This is a genomic window from Pelagibacterium halotolerans B2 (assembly GCF_000230555.1).
Taxonomy (GTDB): Bacteria; Pseudomonadota; Alphaproteobacteria; order Rhizobiales; family Devosiaceae; genus Pelagibacterium; species Pelagibacterium halotolerans.
Genome location: NC_016078.1, coordinates 471619 through 485890, shown reverse-complemented (window position 1 = coordinate 485890; position 14272 = coordinate 471619). Strand labels below are relative to the sequence as shown.

Genomic DNA, 14272 nt, shown 5'->3' with positions numbered 1-14272 from the left:
GCCGTGCCTACTTGAAGCGCGGCAGGGTCTCGAACTGGTGGAATGGCGGAGGCGAACTCAGGGTCCATTCCAGCGTTGTCGCACCTTCACCCCAGGGATTATCGGCAGCCTTGCGCTTCCGTGCGAAGGCTTCGAACACCGAGAAGAAGAAGACGCCCATGGCGACCAGGGTCACAAGATAGCCCCAGGACGATACGCTGTTCCACAGCGCATAGCTGTCGGGGTAGTCGATGTAGCGGCGCGGCATGCCGGCCAGGCCCAGGAAGTGCTGCGGGAAGAAGATCAGGTTCACGCCAACGAACATGATCCAGAAATGCAGCTTGCCCAGGAACTCATTGTACATCACGCCGAACATTTTGGGGAACCAGTAGTACCAGCCCGCAAAGATGGTGAAGACGGCGCCCAGCGAGAGCACGTAGTGGAAGTGGGCCACCACATAGTAGGTATCGTGCAGCGCGCGGTCGGCACCGGCGTTGGCCAGAACGACGCCCGTCACACCACCGACGGTGAACAGGAAGATAAAGCCTACAGCCCACAGCATGGGCGTGGTGAACCGCATCGAGCCGCCCCACATCGTGGCGATCCACGAGAAGATCTTAACGCCGGTCGGAACCGCGATAATCATTGTCGCGGCGACGAAATAGCGCTGGGTGTTGAGCGAAATACCGGTCGTGTACATGTGGTGTGCCCACACGATGAAGCCGACCGCACCGATCGCGACCATGGCCATCACCATACCCAGGTAGCCGAAAATGGGCTTGCGCGAGAAGGTCGAGATGATGTGGCTGATGATGCCGAAGCCCGGCAGGATCATGATATACACTTCAGGGTGACCGAAGAACCAGAACAGGTGCTGGAACAGGATCGGATCGCCACCCCCGGCCGGATCGAAGAAGGCCGTGCCGAAATTGCGGTCCGTCAGCAGCATGGTAATGGCGCCCGCGAGCACCGGCAGGGCCAGCAGCAGCAGGAACGCAGTGACCAGCACCGACCAGGCGAAAAGCGGCATCTTGAACATGGTCATGCCCGGAGCACGCATATTCAGGATGGTGGTAATGAAGTTGATGGCGCCAAGGATCGAGGATGCACCGGCAAGGTGGAGCGAGAGGATCGCGTAGTCCATTGCAGGGCCAGGCTGACCCGAGGTCGAGAAAGGCGGATAGATCGTCCAGCCGCCGCCGACACCCATGGCGCCCGGAGGGCCTTCCATGAACAGGCTCATCAAAAGCAGCAGGAAGGCAGGCGGGAGGAGCCAGAACGAGATGTTGTTCATCCGCGGGAACGCCATGTCCGGCGCGCCGATCATGAGCGGCACGAAATAGTTGGCAAATCCGCCGATGACCGCCGGCATAACCATGAAGAACACCATGATCAGACCGTGCGCGGTCGTGAAAACGTTGAACATGTGCTTGCCGGCATCAATGGAGGCATCACCTCCGACGCCATAAACCATCTGGGCGAGGCCTGGGAAAATCTGAATACCCGGCTCGGCCAGTTCCCAGCGCATGAAGCCCGAAAGCGCGCCACCGACGATGCCGGCGATGATCGCGAAGATCAGGTACAGGACGCCAATGTCCTTGTGGTTGGTCGAATAGACCCACCGCTTCCAACCGGCGGGAGCTCCGTGTGCGGCGTCGGAATGAGCTGCGTCAGCGTGTGCCATGTTCTTACCTTTTTATTCTCTTGCCGCTTACTGGATCGACGCCATCAGCGCAGTGTTGGCGTCGGCCAGGCTGCCCTCTTCGGCGGCTGCCAGCCATGCATCGAACTGATCCTGCTCGACCACGCGCACCGCGATGGGCATAAACGCGTGATCCTTGCCGCAAAGTTCGGAGCACTGGCCGTAATAGATACCGGTTTCACGCGCATGGAACCATGTCTCATTGTTTCGGCTGGTCACCGCATCGACCTTGATGCCGAAGGACGGCACCGCAAAAGCGTGCAGAACGTCGGCGGCGGTGACAAGCACGCGGACAGTTGTATTGACCGGGACAACCAGTTCGTTGTCGACGGCGAGAAGACGCGGCTGATCGGGCTTGTTGGCTTCGCGCTGCTCTTCATTGAGCATTATGGAAACGAAGTCGACGCCTTCGTCCATATATTCGTAGCCCCAATACCACTGATAGCCAGTGGCCTTGATGGTCAGGGACGGCTCAGGGACCGCCACGTCGCCACCGAAAATCTGCGACCCGAGATAGGTGCGCTCTCCGTCCGGGATGGTCTGCTGGTCGGCCAAAACCCCAAAGGAAGGAATGGCGATCACGAAAAGGATCAGCACGGGCACGACCGTCCAGACGATCTCGATCAGCGTGTTGTGCGTGACTTTGGACGGGGTGGGATTTGTGCGCTGGTTGAAGCGCACGATCACGACGATCAGAAGCACCAGAACGAGCAGGACGATCGCGGTGATGATCCACATCAAAAGGTGGTCATGGAACGCGACGATCGAGTCCATGATGGGGGTAACCGAAGGCTGAAAGCCGATCTGCCCCGGCACCGCGTGCCCGGCTTGCTGAGCTGAGGCGACTGCCGGGATCAGCGCAAAAAACAGCGCGGCGAGTGAGGCTCTGACCAGACGGAAAGAAAATCCTGTCACCTGGACTTCTCCTGAACGTAATTTTTGTTATTGCGCTCCCTAACATGTCCGCTCCGCGTGGCAAATGCCGCACGCTCCCGACTCATGCTGGGGTGCCCGATTTTTCTCGTGGCAGCTAAACCACATGTTTTTGACCAAGGCAATTGGACTGGAGGTCACATTTCGTGCGTCAAATTGCGCCAATAGCGCCTTAAGGGTGCCCTACTTGTGGGATTTGTGCCCGGTTTGGCCCGGCCGTGTTGACAAGGAACACCCCCTGCCCGACACATCACCAACCACCCGCTCGCCGGGAACTGCCAGGAGACAATAGCTTTCATGCGCCATCTTGCCCCCCTCGCCGCCATTGTGGCCTCTCTTTGCCTCGCCGGACCGGCAGCCGCGCAGGGCGCCGTCCGTTCCCAGCACGGGGATTGGCAGATGACCTGCGACCTGGTGCCCGGCGCAGCCGACGAGCAGTGCGCGCTGATCCAGAATGTCACCGCCGAGGACCAGCCCAATGTCGCGCTGTCAGTTATCGTGCTCAAGACCGCCGATCAGGAAGCGCGGCTGCTGCGCGTCCTGGCGCCGCTGGGTGTTCTGCTGCCCAACGGGCTCGGGCTCAATATCGACGGTGAGGATCTGGGGCGCGTGGCGTTCGTTCGCTGCCTGCCCAATGGCTGTGTTGCCGAAGTGGTGATGGATGACGATCTGATGGCCCAGCTTTCCGAAGGCGACAGCGCGATCTTCATCGTGTTCCGCACACCCGAGGAAGGCATCGGCATTCCGGTTTCACTCGACGGGTTCGACGAAGGTTTTGACGCCCTGCCCTGACACCGGGTGCAAAAAAGCCGGACCGCAAGCGGTCCGGCTGGGCTAGGAAACAAGGCCAAAGGCAAAATCGACCCTGTTTCGGTCGGGCTCCCTTTGGACGGTTGGCGTACCGGCAAAATACGCGAAACCAGGAACCCGATCAGGGCTTCAGCAAGGGGTCACCGAAGCCATTCATTGGCGCGGGCACTGCGGCGCGCGTCGAGAAGCTGGCCGGCGGCAACGCCGCCATGGCGCATTGCTTCGGCAATGTCGTAACGGGTCAAACCCATGTCACTCAGAATCGATGCGTCCATCTGCATCATCGAGCGCAGGGTCGAACGACGCATACCGGCGCCGATACGGGATGTGAAATTGAACAGGGCCATGATCGTAACTCCATCACCCCATTTACTCTATCGATTTGATAGAGTTTTCTGGGAGGCTTGTGTCTGCGAATGCTAGATAGGGGCTTGTTCTCCATTATTCAAACAAATAGATTTCATCCTCACGATCAAATTTTGTGATGGATTTGGCGATGGCCAGCCCCCTCGATCTCGACCAGCTACAGACGTTTTGCGCTATTGCCGATTGCGGCAGCTTCACCGAAGCCGCCCGGCGTGTTTACAAGACTCAGTCGGCGGTCTCCATGCAGATCAAGCGGCTCGAGGAGCGGCTGGGGCAGGCATTGCTCCTGCGCGATGGACGCAAGGTGTCGCTTACCACCGAGGGCGAGGCGCTCTATGCCCGCGCCCGGCGCATGCTCAAGATCAACGCCGAGATCGTCGACATGTTTTCCAAGGACGATCTCGTCGGAAATATCCGGTTTGGCGTGCCCGACGATTACGCGGTGAAACTGCTGCCGGTGATCCTGTCGAGTTTTCAGCGCACCCATCCACGGATCACTGTCGATGTCCGCTGCCAGCCCTCCGAGGAGCTTCTGTCCGGCATGCGCTCGGGACGGTACGACATCATCGTCTTCACACAGGGCACCATGCATGAGTTCGGCGAGTTGTTCCGGACCGAAAAGATGTACTGGGTGGCCAGCCATGGCGGAAGAGCCCTGGCCTCCGACCCCCTGCCGCTCGCCTGTGGCCCGTCCTATTGCACATGGCGAGCGGATGCTGTCGAGGCACTCAACCGCATCAATCGCGATTTCCGGGTTGCCTATACCTCTTCGAACGCCACAGCGATTTCATCGGCGGTGCTCTCGGACCTTGCCGTAGGCTTCCTGCCTGAAAGTGCGCTGCAACCAGGAATGCGGGTCATTTCGCAAGATCAGGGCCTGCCGCGCCTCAACGATGCGCAGATCGCCCTGCTGAGGGCCTCCCATGCCTATGGCGGCATTTACGACGCGCTGGCGACCCATATCGTGGAAAGCATGGGCAATTTGCCGGGCTCGTATTATGCGCGCGACGATTCCGATGCCGTGTCTTCGGCGGCGGAATAGCTCAGTCTCCGAAAAGGTCCGCAGTCACGTCGGCACCTTTATGCCGCGCCGCGCGAATGGTGGCGGTCATGGCCCTGGTGTCGCGCTCGAAGGCCCGAGCCTCGACAAGGCGGTCCTCAGGGCTGGCATCGGCACCGGGCAGGTGGAGTTCGAGAAGGCGCGCGCGTTCATTGTTCACTGCGGCGCTGATGGTCAGGTAGCGCAGGATGGCCTCAAGCTCGACCTCGGAAAACCCGGACGTCATCAGCGCCCCGATCTCTTCGAACTGGCCGAAAACCCGAGCGGCAATCGTGCGGGTAAGCGGGGTCAGTGCTACCCAGATCTTGCGGCGGTCCGTTTCATCGCGCCGGCGCTCGATATAGCCGGCCGCTTCCAGGCGGTCGATCAGGGCGGTCACGGCCCCCGTGGTCAGCCCCGCCTGCTCTGCCAGTTGGCCGGCTGTCATTTGCTGGTTCTGGTCGATGAGATCGAGACATCGTCCGTCGGTCCGGTTGATGCCAAGGAACCGGTTCATGACGTCATCGAAGCGCGCATTGGCCACCTGGTCCAATCGCACGGCCTGAGAGAGGCGCCCGCCAATCGACATCCCGCTTGACACTCCATTAACTTGATTATTAAGATACTTATATATCAAGTTAATGCGATGGGCCAGCCGAAAATGACAATCGAACTTCCGGAAATCATGATTTCGGCGCATGGGCTGAAGCGCGTGTACAAGACGGGGAAATCGGAAATCAACGCGGTCCGCGGCGTCGACCTGACGGTCAAGCGGGGCGAGATCGTCGGCTTTCTCGGACCGAACGGCGCCGGCAAAACCACAACGCTGAAGATGTTGTGCACGCTGCTCGAACCGACGGACGGTTCGGGCACCGTTGCGGGTTGCGATCTGCGCGCCGATTCCGAGGGCGTCAGGCGGCGGATCGGTTATGTTTCGCAATCGGGCAGCACGCTGGGCGACGCATTGGCGGGCAACGAGATCGTCGACCACGCACGGCTTTACGGCATCGACAGGAAGACCGCGACCGAACGTGGCAGGGCGCTGCTCAAGGCCCTTGACCTCGAAGGCATTTGGGACCGCAAGTGCAACGCGCTTTCAGGCGGTCAGCGGCGGCGGCTCGATATCGTCATGGGTCTGATCAACGAACCCATGCTGGTATTTCTCGATGAGCCCTCGACCGGGCTCGACCCGCAGAGCCGGGCCAATTTATGGGGTCACATCAGAAAGTTGCGCGATGAGATGGGCACGACGGTGTTCATCACAACCCACTATATGGATGAGGCCGACCAATTGTGCGATCGCATTCTGGTCATGGACCATGGCGAGATCGTCGCCCAAGGCACGCAAGCCGAGCTTAAAAAGAGAATTTCGGGTGATATGATCAGCATCACAGTGGCCGACGAAACCGATGTTTCGGCAGCAGCCGAACTGGCGGCACAACTTGAGGGCGCGGATGCCCCGATCATCGAAGAATGCACGATAAGCCTGCACGTTCCTGAAGGCGGGTCTGTCTTGCCGCGTCTCCTGCGCGAACTCGACCGCAAGGGCGTCGAGATCATCGGCGTAGAACTCAAACGCCCTACCCTCGACGACGTATTCCTGACCCTCACCGGACGCTCGTTGCGCGAAGCGGCATAAGGGAGAACATGGCAATGCGCTATTTCAATGAAACCATCGTGGTCTTCCAGCGCCAGCTTCGCCTGTCGCTCGCCAATCCAACCTGGATGGCAATCTCAATTCTCCAGCCCATTCTGTATCTGACGCTGTTCGGTCCGCTGCTTCAGCAGGTGGCCATGACCCCGGATTTTCCGGCGGGTGACGCATGGACAGTCTTCGTGCCGGGACTTTTGGTCCAGCTCGGCATTTTCGGCGCCTCGTTCGTCGGCTTCGCGATTATCGCCGAATGGCGGTCAGGGGTTATCGACCGTATGCTCGTCACCCCCGCAAGCCGATGGTCCCTGATCGGGGGGCGGGTGTTGCACGATACACTGATGGTCATGGTGCAGGGCGCCATTCTGGTGGCGGCGGCAACCCTGATGGGCCTGCGAGCGCCCCTCAATGTCATTGTCCTCGGATTGCTGCTGGTCGGGCTCCTCGGGGCCGCGTTTTCAGCGATCTCCTATGGCGCGGCGCTTTCCCTCAAGAGCGAAAACGCCTTTGCTCCGCTCATCAATATGTTTGCGCTGCCGATCCTGCTGCTCTCGGGCATTCTGCTTCCCATGACGCTCGCGCCGGGATGGTTGCAGATCGCATCCGATTTCAACCCGATCAAGCATGTCGTCGATGGGCTTCGTTCCGTCTATCGCGGCGATATCCTGGCGCCGGAAACGCTTATCGGCTTTTCGATCGCGATCGTTTTCGTCCTGATCGGCGCCTGGTTCGGCGCGCGGGTGTTCAAGGCGCAGACGAAGTAGATCATGCGGCGTGCCGGGCCATGCCGTAATCGGAAAAGACCCGGTTCAGATCGCCGCTCCATTCACCATGATAGAGGTCCAACAGGCGCTCGGCGGGCGTCTTGCCCGTTTCAATGGTGTAATCGAGCGGCTTAAGGAAAACCGTTTCGTCGGCGCCTTCCCAATTGAGCTTGTTGCGGGCCTTGAGACCGGACCGTGCAATGGCCAGCGCCTGTTTGGCGATGTCGAACAGCGTGCCGTTGCGGAAGGGAGTCTTGAGGGCCAGGCGTGGCACGTCGTTGCGGAGTGCCTGGCGCTCCTCCTCGGTCCAATCCTTGACCAGATCCCAAGCCGCATCGAGTGCCGTTTCGTCATAGAGCAGGCCGACCCAGAAGGCGGGCAACGCGCATATTCCCTGCCATGGGGCGCCATCGGCGCCGCGCATTTCGAGAAACTGCTTCATGCGCACTTCGGGAAAAAGCGTTGAAAGATGATCCTCCCAATCCCGGGCCGTCGGTAGTTCGCCGGGCAGTTGCGGCAGCTTGCCATCAAGGAAAGCCCGGAAGCTCTCGCCGGCACAATTGATGTACTCGCCGTTGCGGATGACGAAATACATGGGCACGTCGAGAGCATAATCGACATAACGCTCAAAACTCATGCCGTCCTCGAATGCGAAGGGCAACATGCCCGTGCGGTCCTTGTCGGTGTTGAGCCAGATGTGGGAGCGGAAAGACAGCAGGCCATTGGGTTTGCCGTCGAGAAAGGGCGAATTGGCGAACAGCGCGGTCGCCACGGGCTGCAGCGCGAGGCTGACCCGCATCTTCCTGACCATGTCGGCTTCGGAGGCGAAATCGAGATTGACCTGTACGGTGGCCGAGCGGAACATCATGGAGGTGCCGAGCGTGCCGACCTTCTCCATATAGGGCTTCATGATGCCGTACCGACTTTTGGGCATGAGGGGTATGTCACCGAGTGTCCATGTGGGCGTCACACCTATGCCCAGGAAGTCGATACCCATCGGTTCGGTGAATTTGCGCAGAAGTTTTAGGTGCTCATTGGCTTCTGTGCAGGTCTGGTGAATGGTCTCCAGCGGAGCGCCGGAAAGCTCGAATTGCCCGCCCGGTTCCAGAGAAATCGCGCCGCCGCCCAAGGGGTTATTGAGCCCGATCACCTTGTCACGATCGTAATAGGGAAGCCATGCGGTTTCAGCCTGCACCTTGTCGAGCAAGGCGCCTATGCCATTCTCGCCTTCATAGGGAACGGGCCGGTGATCGTCGCGATAGAAGGTGAATTTCTCGTGCTCAGTCCCGATCCGCCAATCCGACTTCGGCTTGTTGCCCCGCGAAATCGCCTCGATCAGCTGGCTCTTGGATTCGATCGTGGGCGAAGGCTTGTCGGCCATAAAATACCTCGAAGAATAATGGCATGGTGTCATGCCGATGCCGCGACAATAGCGGGCGTTCAGTTGAGATCAATACCCTTTATCGTCAACTTACGATAAATCTACCAGTCGCCAACCACCGCCTGAATAAGGGCCAGTGCGGCCACTGTCGCGGTGTCGGCGCGCAATATTCGCGGCCCCAGACTGATCGGCACGACGAAATCGAGCCCCAGCAATCTTTCGCGCTCCTCCTCAGAAAATCCACCCTCGGGGCCGATCAACAGGCCCAATCGCTTGCCTTTGAGTCGGGTCAGCGTTTCGACCGGTGAGGCGGATGCGGCTGCTTCATCGCAAAAGACGAGGATGCGATCGCCATGACTATCGGTCCAGCCGGTCACGAGTTTTTCGAAGCTTGTCTCGGGTGCAATGTCCGGAACACTGAGCACTTCGCATTGCTGTGCGGCCTCGATGGCGTGGGCTTTGAGCTTATCGGGGTTGATGCGGGCATTTTGCACGTGGCGGGTAATGACCGGCTGGATCATGCCGGCGCCCATCTCGGTTGCCTTCTGGATTTCGTAATCGAGCCGTTTGATCGGAGCGAAACCGAACCAGAGATCGTTGGCCGGGGTCTGTTCGGTGGTCCGCTCGATCAAGCGCAGCGACACAAGTTTCTTGGCAACCTGCACGATCTCGGCAAGGAAGGCACCGTCCCTGCCATTGAAAACAACGCAATTGTCGCCTGGGGTTCGCCGCAAGACGTTGACCAGATGGTTTGTCTGGTCCTTATCGAGGGCAATCTCGGCGCCGTCCGCAAGCGGAGGCTCAACGTATAGGCGCGGCAGAGTCTTATGGGTACGCGGCATGGGGCGGTTGACTTGACCTTGTGAGCGGTTAGAGCCTTTTTGCCAGACAATCTTGCGGCACAAAAGGCAATCCATGCACGAGAACACTCAGGGCACCGTCGCCGATGCTCCGAAAGGCAACTGGGTCGACCGCTACGCGCCCGCCTATGCCAAACCCTATCTGCGCATGTCGCGCCTCGACCGCCCCATAGGCTACCAGCTTTTGTTTTGGCCGTGCGCGTTTGCGCTGGGCCTCGTCAGCGTGGCCACGGGCAGCGCATTCAACTGGTGGCATCTGGTTCTGTTTTTCATCGGCGCCATTGCGATGCGAGGCGCGGGCTGCACGTTTAACGACATCGTCGATCGCGACATCGACGATAAGGTGGCCCGCACGCGTTCGCGCCCCATTCCTTCGGGGCAGGTTAGCGTGAAACAGGCGGCAGTCTGGCTGGTGGCGCAATCGCTGGTCGGACTGGCAGTGCTGATCCAGTTCAACGGATTTGCGATTATTCTCGGTATCGCATCGCTGGTGCTTGTGGCGATCTACCCGTTCATGAAGCGGGTCACCTACTGGCCACAGCTTTTTCTCGGGCTGGCTTTTTCCTGGGGCGCCCTTTTGGGGTGGGCCACGGAAACCGGGACTCTGGGGTGGCCCGCAGCAATTCTCTATCTGGGGTGTATCGCCTGGACCATCGGGTATGACACGATCTACGCCCTGCAGGATGTCGAGGACGATGCGCTGATCGGGGTCAAATCTACTGCGCGGCTCGCGGGGAACAATGTCAGGCCGTTCGTTGCACTATTTTACGGTCTGGCCGCAATCCTGTGGGGCGTTGCAGCGCTGATGGCAGGCGCGGGGGCGGTTTTCTTTGTCCTGTTCCTGGCAACGGTGGCGATGCTGGCCTGGCAGGTCGTGACCATCGAGCGCACCAATGGTGCGCGCAGCCTGATGCTGTTCAAATCCAACCATTGGCTGGGCGCTGCGTTGACGGCAGCGTTCGTCATCGAGGGGCTCTTCTAGACCGCAATGAACAAAGCCCCGCCAGTGGCGGGGCAGTGCTGCTTCTGAAGGTCAGGGGAAATTGGCTATGCCTGCTTTTCGCCGGGCTTGCGGCGGCGAGCAAAGCGGGTGCGGCGTTCGGCTTCGGCCGAGAGCATGCGACGACCGTTCGAACTGCCGACCATGACGCCATCGATGTGTTGGGAATAGGCAACGAGCCCGCCGTCACCGGACCGGATATAGAGTGGCAGGCGCAACTTGCGACCCCAGTTCTGCCATTCCGCCACAACGTTGGAATTGCCTTCCTCCTCGAAGACCCGGTAATTGAGGGCCTCGTCCGAATGGATCAGTTCAATGGCGCTCGAGAGGTTTCCCTCGTCGGTGATGCGAGTGGAGACGGCAACCCCCACATAATCGGCGACCGGCACTTTGATCTTGACCGTTACACCGCTCTTGTCGAGTTTACGTCGCACGGTCACGGTCATAACGTCATCGCGGCACCCATTGTCGTTGGCTGCGTTGTGAACCCGATGCCGTGGATAGACCGCGCCCTGCAAAAGAGTCGATGGAAACCCATCGACGATCACGCCGAAAACCATTGTGAGCCTTCCTGTCAACTTCCGAGAGCTTATTGTTTTGGTGCTCTCTTTTCGTTGGGACCAATCTAGCGCGGCGCTCTCATCATCGGCTTAAAAAACGGGGTTAAGTTTCTCTTGTGTCAAAATGGGTTAGCGGAATCTCACCTTGTGTAAGAAGGGATTAACCGCACGGCTTGCGTGCGCCCGATTATCGGCCTAACAAGAGGCCGAAGTGCTACCCGCGCCGGCGGAGGGCGCGCGTGACACTGATCGGTTTGGGAGTGGGCATGCCCACCACTGTTCCCCAGGGCATTAAAGACGACATAAAGCTGCTCAAATCGGCGGCGGTCCATGCAGGGATCATTGCGCTCGGCTTCTTCAGAACCGACATGCGCACCTGGACCAAAAACATTACATCGCCAGTTTCGGAAGCCGATATCGCAGTCGACACTTTCCTGTCCGGCGCCCTGCGGGCGGCACGGCCCGACTACGGATGGCTGAGCGAGGAGACTGCGGACTCCCCTGCTCGCCTCGAGCATAAGCGCATCTTCATCGTTGATCCTATCGACGGGACGCGCGGATATATTCGCGGAGAAGACAGTTGGACGATTTCGCTGGCCGTGGTTGAAAATGGCGTCGCGGTGGCCGGTGTTGTCTATGCGCCGGCGCGCGATGAAATGTATGTGGGCGGACTGGGGCTAGGGGCAACGTGTAACGATGTGCCATTGCGGGCCGAGCAAACCAGCTCAAATGCTCCGCTGATTCCCGCGCCAGCCGCTGTACACCACGAACTTGCCGCTCTCGGGCTGAGCTATACCAAAGGGCCCGCCTATCCCTCTCTCGCTTATCGGCTGGTGCAGGTCGCGTCGGGAAAGCTCGATGCGGCGGTTGCGCGACGCGGTGCGCAGGACTGGGATATCGCAGGCGCCGATATCATCCTTTCGGAAGCCGGTGCGCGGTTTGAGGACGTTTGTCTGGGAACGCCGCGCTACAACGGCGCCGACACGCGCCACGCCGCGCTTGCCGCCACGGCGGACATTTCACTATTATCACCCTTGTGCGATGCCTTGCGCGTCGTTTATGGCTGCCCGCAACCCGATTTCGACAATCCACAACCACAGGCTTAAGGCATGAGCGAAGCACCGGCCAAACAATTGCTCCACCTCGTGATCGGCGGAGAGATGTCCGCTCTTGAAGGCGTCGAGTTCAAAAATCTCGACGAAGTCGATATCGTGGGTGTCTATCCCAATTATGCTTCGGCCTATGCGGTCTGGAAGCAGAAGGCGCAGATGACCGTGGATAACGCCGAGATGCGCTATTTCATCGTCCATATGCACAAGCTGCTGGACCCGGCCCAAACCAGCTAAGGCTGGCTATTTCTCGCCGATAGAGCGCTGGTAAGCCGTAAATGCTGCCTGCGCGTCGGCGTAGGCCTCTTGCCTGTCCACGCTCCAATAGGCCAAATCCTCTATGGGAATAGGTGCGTTGGTGATCGCACAACGCACGAAGGTGCCCGGTTTGACGACCACGTAGTCGGCATCGAGATAGCGGATTTTGGCTTCGGACGGCGCAAAGCCGGAATCGAGAATATTCATGGGCAGCTTTCCTCAGCCTCTTGTTTAGCGGGCTTTAGGGTGGCGGTCAAAACAGACTTTCCTGTTCGCCACCGCCGCCTTCCGAGCGCGATTTCTTACGGGGAATCGAGGGGGCTCCAGAAACGGTTGCGACAATCGAGCCCTGGGCGACGTCGATGGTCAACGCATCGCCGGGTCTAACGTCATCGGACGCACGCACAAGGTTTCCGTCCGCGTCCGTCACCAGCGCAAAGCCCCTGGCCAGCACCTGATGATAGCTTACCGATGACAGCAGCTTGGACAGCCCGTCGAGCCTGGCCCGGCGGGTTTCCACGATGCGGATGAAGGCTGGATCCATGCGGTTGGATACTGCATCAAGGTGGCGGCGTCCCTGAGCGATCGGTGTCGTGAGAAGGCCAGGCCGCAAGCGGCTTGCGACAGGCGAGAAGGCAACACGCGCTCGCCCTGCCCTAGTCTGCAGTCCATGGCGGCCGCGTGTGCCCGCGGTTTGCAGCCTATTGGCGGCTGCGTCGAGCCTCTGACGCAGCAAGCCGATGGTCAACCTTCCGGCAACGCGCTGGTGATCCATGGCCTTGGTATGCTGAGCGGCACGCAAGCCGGACGCCAAGCGCGCCGTCGCCATATCGAGGCGCTGGCGTTGGGTGGAAACGAGATCCCCGGGCCGGGGCAGACCCGCAGATGCGGCGCGCAGACGGTCCTTTAGATTGGCCGCGATGCGGCGCGCAGCCATACGCTGGCGCGAACCGAGATCTTCGACATAGGCGATCAACTCGCCGCGCACGGGCACTGCCATCTCGGCAGCGCCCGTAGGCGTAGGCGCTCGTCTGTCTGCAACATAGTCTATGAGCGTGATGTCGGTTTCGTGCCCGACAGCCGATATGACCGGGATTTCCGAGCGCGCGACTGCGCGAACCACGCTTTCCTCGTTAAAGCCCCAAAGGTCCTCGATCGAACCCCCACCGCGCGCGACGATCAGCAGGTCGGGACGTGCAATCGGGCCATCGGGCGAAAAGGCATTGAAGCCATCGATAGCAGCAGTCACTTCGGGTGCACAGGTGTCACCCTGCACCCGAACCGGCCAGACGATAACGTGGGAGGGAAAGCGATCATCGAGGCGGTGGAGAATATCGCGGATCACCGCCCCGGTGGGGGACGTTACGACGCCGATTACGCGCGGTAGATAGGGAAGTTCCTTCTTGCGTTCGGGCGCAAACAGACCCTCGGCAATGAACTTTTTCCGCCGCTCCTCGAGCAGTGCCATAAGCGCACCAGCGCCGGCGGGCTCAATGTTTTCAATGACGATCTGATATTTTGACGAGCGCGGATATGTGGTCAGCCGCCCGGTTGCGATGACCTCCAGCCCTTCCTGGGGCTTGAAGGCGAGGCGCGAATAGCTACCCTTCCAGACCACGGCATCCATGGCGGCGCCATCATCCTTTAAAGTGAAATAGCAGTGGCCGGAGCTGTGCTGGCCACGGAAACCGGAGATCTCGCCGCGCACCCGCACATAACCGAACTGGTCCTCGACGGTACGTTTGACCGCCTGGGAGATTTCGGAAACGGTGAATTCGAAGGCGTTGGACTGATTATCGCTCATGGGTGTCGTTGGTGGCCGAGCCTTGCGGCGTCGTCAAGGGTGGCGGGTTGTCATCG

At 59.9% G+C, this 14272-nt stretch carries 16 protein-coding genes; 7 read left to right on the top strand and 9 right to left on the bottom strand.

The window, feature by feature from the left end:
* Positions 1–7: 7 nt before the first annotated feature.
* Both ctaD and coxB read right to left on the bottom strand, forming a co-directional pair.
* Complete coding sequence (gene ctaD / locus KKY_RS02365; RefSeq protein WP_014129685.1) at positions 8–1663, bottom strand: cytochrome c oxidase subunit I; 1656 nt, start codon at positions 1661–1663, stop codon at positions 8–10.
* 27 nt (positions 1664–1690) lie between these two features.
* Entirely contained in the window at positions 1691–2596 is a 906-nt protein-coding gene (gene coxB / locus KKY_RS02360; RefSeq protein ID WP_014129684.1) for a cytochrome c oxidase subunit II, read from the bottom strand.
* Positions 2597–2911: 315 nt separating this feature from the next.
* On the opposite strand from coxB, the gene KKY_RS02355 reads away from it, so the two are divergent.
* Complete coding sequence (locus KKY_RS02355; protein ID WP_014129683.1) at positions 2912–3406, top strand: invasion associated locus B family protein; 495 nt, start codon at positions 2912–2914, stop codon at positions 3404–3406.
* Between the two features lie 158 nt (positions 3407–3564).
* On the opposite strand, the gene KKY_RS02350 is transcribed toward KKY_RS02355, so the two are convergent.
* On the bottom strand, positions 3565–3771 hold the full coding sequence (locus KKY_RS02350) for a DUF1127 domain-containing protein (RefSeq protein ID WP_014129682.1): 207 nt from the start codon (positions 3769–3771) through the stop codon (positions 3565–3567).
* 149 nt (positions 3772–3920) lie between these two features.
* On the opposite strand from KKY_RS02350, the gene KKY_RS02345 reads away from it, so the two are divergent.
* Positions 3921–4832, top strand: a complete 912-nt coding sequence (locus KKY_RS02345; RefSeq protein WP_014129681.1) for a LysR family transcriptional regulator — start codon at positions 3921–3923, stop codon at positions 4830–4832.
* A gap of 1 nt (position 4833) precedes the next feature.
* Here the strand turns inward: KKY_RS02345 and KKY_RS19360 are convergent, their stop codons facing one another.
* A complete protein-coding gene (locus KKY_RS19360) occupies positions 4834–5418 on the bottom strand; it encodes a MarR family winged helix-turn-helix transcriptional regulator (RefSeq protein ID WP_014129680.1) in 585 nt (194 codons plus the stop codon).
* 72 nt (positions 5419–5490) lie between these two features.
* On the opposite strand from KKY_RS19360, the gene KKY_RS02335 reads away from it, so the two are divergent.
* Positions 5491–6468 (top strand): ATP-binding cassette domain-containing protein, encoded by a 978-nt coding sequence (locus KKY_RS02335; RefSeq protein ID WP_202945636.1) that lies wholly within the window; start codon positions 5491–5493, stop codon positions 6466–6468.
* A gap of 14 nt (positions 6469–6482) precedes the next feature.
* Complete coding sequence (locus KKY_RS02330) at positions 6483–7244, top strand: ABC transporter permease (RefSeq protein WP_014129678.1); 762 nt, start codon at positions 6483–6485, stop codon at positions 7242–7244.
* Between the two features lies 1 nt (position 7245).
* Here the strand turns inward: KKY_RS02330 and KKY_RS02325 are convergent, their stop codons facing one another.
* Positions 7246–8625 (bottom strand): glutamate--cysteine ligase, encoded by a 1380-nt coding sequence (locus KKY_RS02325; protein ID WP_014129677.1) that lies wholly within the window; start codon positions 8623–8625, stop codon positions 7246–7248.
* Between the two features lie 101 nt (positions 8626–8726).
* The gene (locus tag KKY_RS02320) at positions 8727–9467 is read right to left on the bottom strand and encodes a 16S rRNA (uracil(1498)-N(3))-methyltransferase (RefSeq protein WP_014129676.1); all 741 of its coding nucleotides are present in this window, start codon (positions 9465–9467) and stop codon (positions 8727–8729) included.
* Positions 9468–9540: 73 nt separating this feature from the next.
* Here KKY_RS02320 and ubiA point away from each other — a divergent pair, with 73 nt between their 5' ends.
* Positions 9541–10467 (top strand): 4-hydroxybenzoate octaprenyltransferase, encoded by a 927-nt coding sequence (gene ubiA / locus KKY_RS02315; protein WP_014129675.1) that lies wholly within the window; start codon positions 9541–9543, stop codon positions 10465–10467.
* A 65-nt stretch (positions 10468–10532) separates the two neighbouring features.
* On the opposite strand, the gene KKY_RS02310 is transcribed toward ubiA, so the two are convergent.
* Positions 10533–11045: a DUF6101 family protein gene (locus KKY_RS02310; protein ID WP_014129674.1), complete on the bottom strand. Its 513-nt coding sequence runs from the start codon at positions 11043–11045 to the stop codon at positions 10533–10535.
* Positions 11046–11284: 239 nt separating this feature from the next.
* On the opposite strand from KKY_RS02310, the gene KKY_RS02305 reads away from it, so the two are divergent.
* Together KKY_RS02305 and KKY_RS02300 are read left to right on the top strand one after the other, a co-directional pair.
* On the top strand, positions 11285–12151 hold the full coding sequence (locus tag KKY_RS02305; protein ID WP_014129673.1) for a 3'(2'),5'-bisphosphate nucleotidase CysQ: 867 nt from the start codon (positions 11285–11287) through the stop codon (positions 12149–12151).
* A gap of 3 nt (positions 12152–12154) precedes the next feature.
* Positions 12155–12391: a DUF4170 domain-containing protein gene (locus tag KKY_RS02300; RefSeq protein WP_014129672.1), complete on the top strand. Its 237-nt coding sequence runs from the start codon at positions 12155–12157 to the stop codon at positions 12389–12391.
* 6 nt (positions 12392–12397) lie between these two features.
* On the opposite strand, the gene KKY_RS02295 is transcribed toward KKY_RS02300, so the two are convergent.
* The gene (locus KKY_RS02295; protein WP_014129671.1) at positions 12398–12619 is read right to left on the bottom strand and encodes a DUF2093 domain-containing protein; all 222 of its coding nucleotides are present in this window, start codon (positions 12617–12619) and stop codon (positions 12398–12400) included.
* 46 nt (positions 12620–12665) lie between these two features.
* The gene (xseA, locus tag KKY_RS02290; RefSeq protein ID WP_014129670.1) at positions 12666–14216 is read right to left on the bottom strand and encodes an exodeoxyribonuclease VII large subunit; all 1551 of its coding nucleotides are present in this window, start codon (positions 14214–14216) and stop codon (positions 12666–12668) included.
* Between the last annotated feature and the right edge of the window lie 56 nt (positions 14217–14272).

What these genes read in the sequence shown, in the direction of transcription:
- KKY_RS02330 (WP_014129678.1), top strand. Translation starts at nt 6,483, where the DNA reads ATGCGCTATTTCAATGAAACCATCGTGGTCTTCCAGCGCCAGCTTCGC.
- KKY_RS02335 (WP_202945636.1), top strand. Translation starts at nt 5,491, where the DNA reads ATGACAATCGAACTTCCGGAAATCATGATTTCGGCGCATGGGCTGAAG.
- ctaD (WP_014129685.1), bottom strand. Translation starts at nt 1,663, where the DNA reads ATGGCACACGCTGACGCAGCTCATTCCGACGCCGCACACGGAGCTCCC.
- KKY_RS02350 (WP_014129682.1), bottom strand. Translation starts at nt 3,771, where the DNA reads ATGGCCCTGTTCAATTTCACATCCCGTATCGGCGCCGGTATGCGTCGT.
- ubiA (WP_014129675.1), top strand. Translation starts at nt 9,541, where the DNA reads ATGCACGAGAACACTCAGGGCACCGTCGCCGATGCTCCGAAAGGCAAC.
- KKY_RS02325 (WP_014129677.1), bottom strand. Translation starts at nt 8,625, where the DNA reads ATGGCCGACAAGCCTTCGCCCACGATCGAATCCAAGAGCCAGCTGATC.
- KKY_RS19360 (WP_014129680.1), bottom strand. Translation starts at nt 5,418, where the DNA reads ATGTCGATTGGCGGGCGCCTCTCTCAGGCCGTGCGATTGGACCAGGTG.
- KKY_RS02310 (WP_014129674.1), bottom strand. Translation starts at nt 11,045, where the DNA reads ATGGTTTTCGGCGTGATCGTCGATGGGTTTCCATCGACTCTTTTGCAG.
- KKY_RS02355 (WP_014129683.1), top strand. Translation starts at nt 2,912, where the DNA reads ATGCGCCATCTTGCCCCCCTCGCCGCCATTGTGGCCTCTCTTTGCCTC.
- KKY_RS02345 (WP_014129681.1), top strand. Translation starts at nt 3,921, where the DNA reads ATGGCCAGCCCCCTCGATCTCGACCAGCTACAGACGTTTTGCGCTATT.
- KKY_RS02300 (WP_014129672.1), top strand. Translation starts at nt 12,155, where the DNA reads ATGAGCGAAGCACCGGCCAAACAATTGCTCCACCTCGTGATCGGCGGA.
- KKY_RS02320 (WP_014129676.1), bottom strand. Translation starts at nt 9,467, where the DNA reads ATGCCGCGTACCCATAAGACTCTGCCGCGCCTATACGTTGAGCCTCCG.
- KKY_RS02295 (WP_014129671.1), bottom strand. Translation starts at nt 12,619, where the DNA reads ATGAATATTCTCGATTCCGGCTTTGCGCCGTCCGAAGCCAAAATCCGC.
- xseA (WP_014129670.1), bottom strand. Translation starts at nt 14,216, where the DNA reads ATGAGCGATAATCAGTCCAACGCCTTCGAATTCACCGTTTCCGAAATC.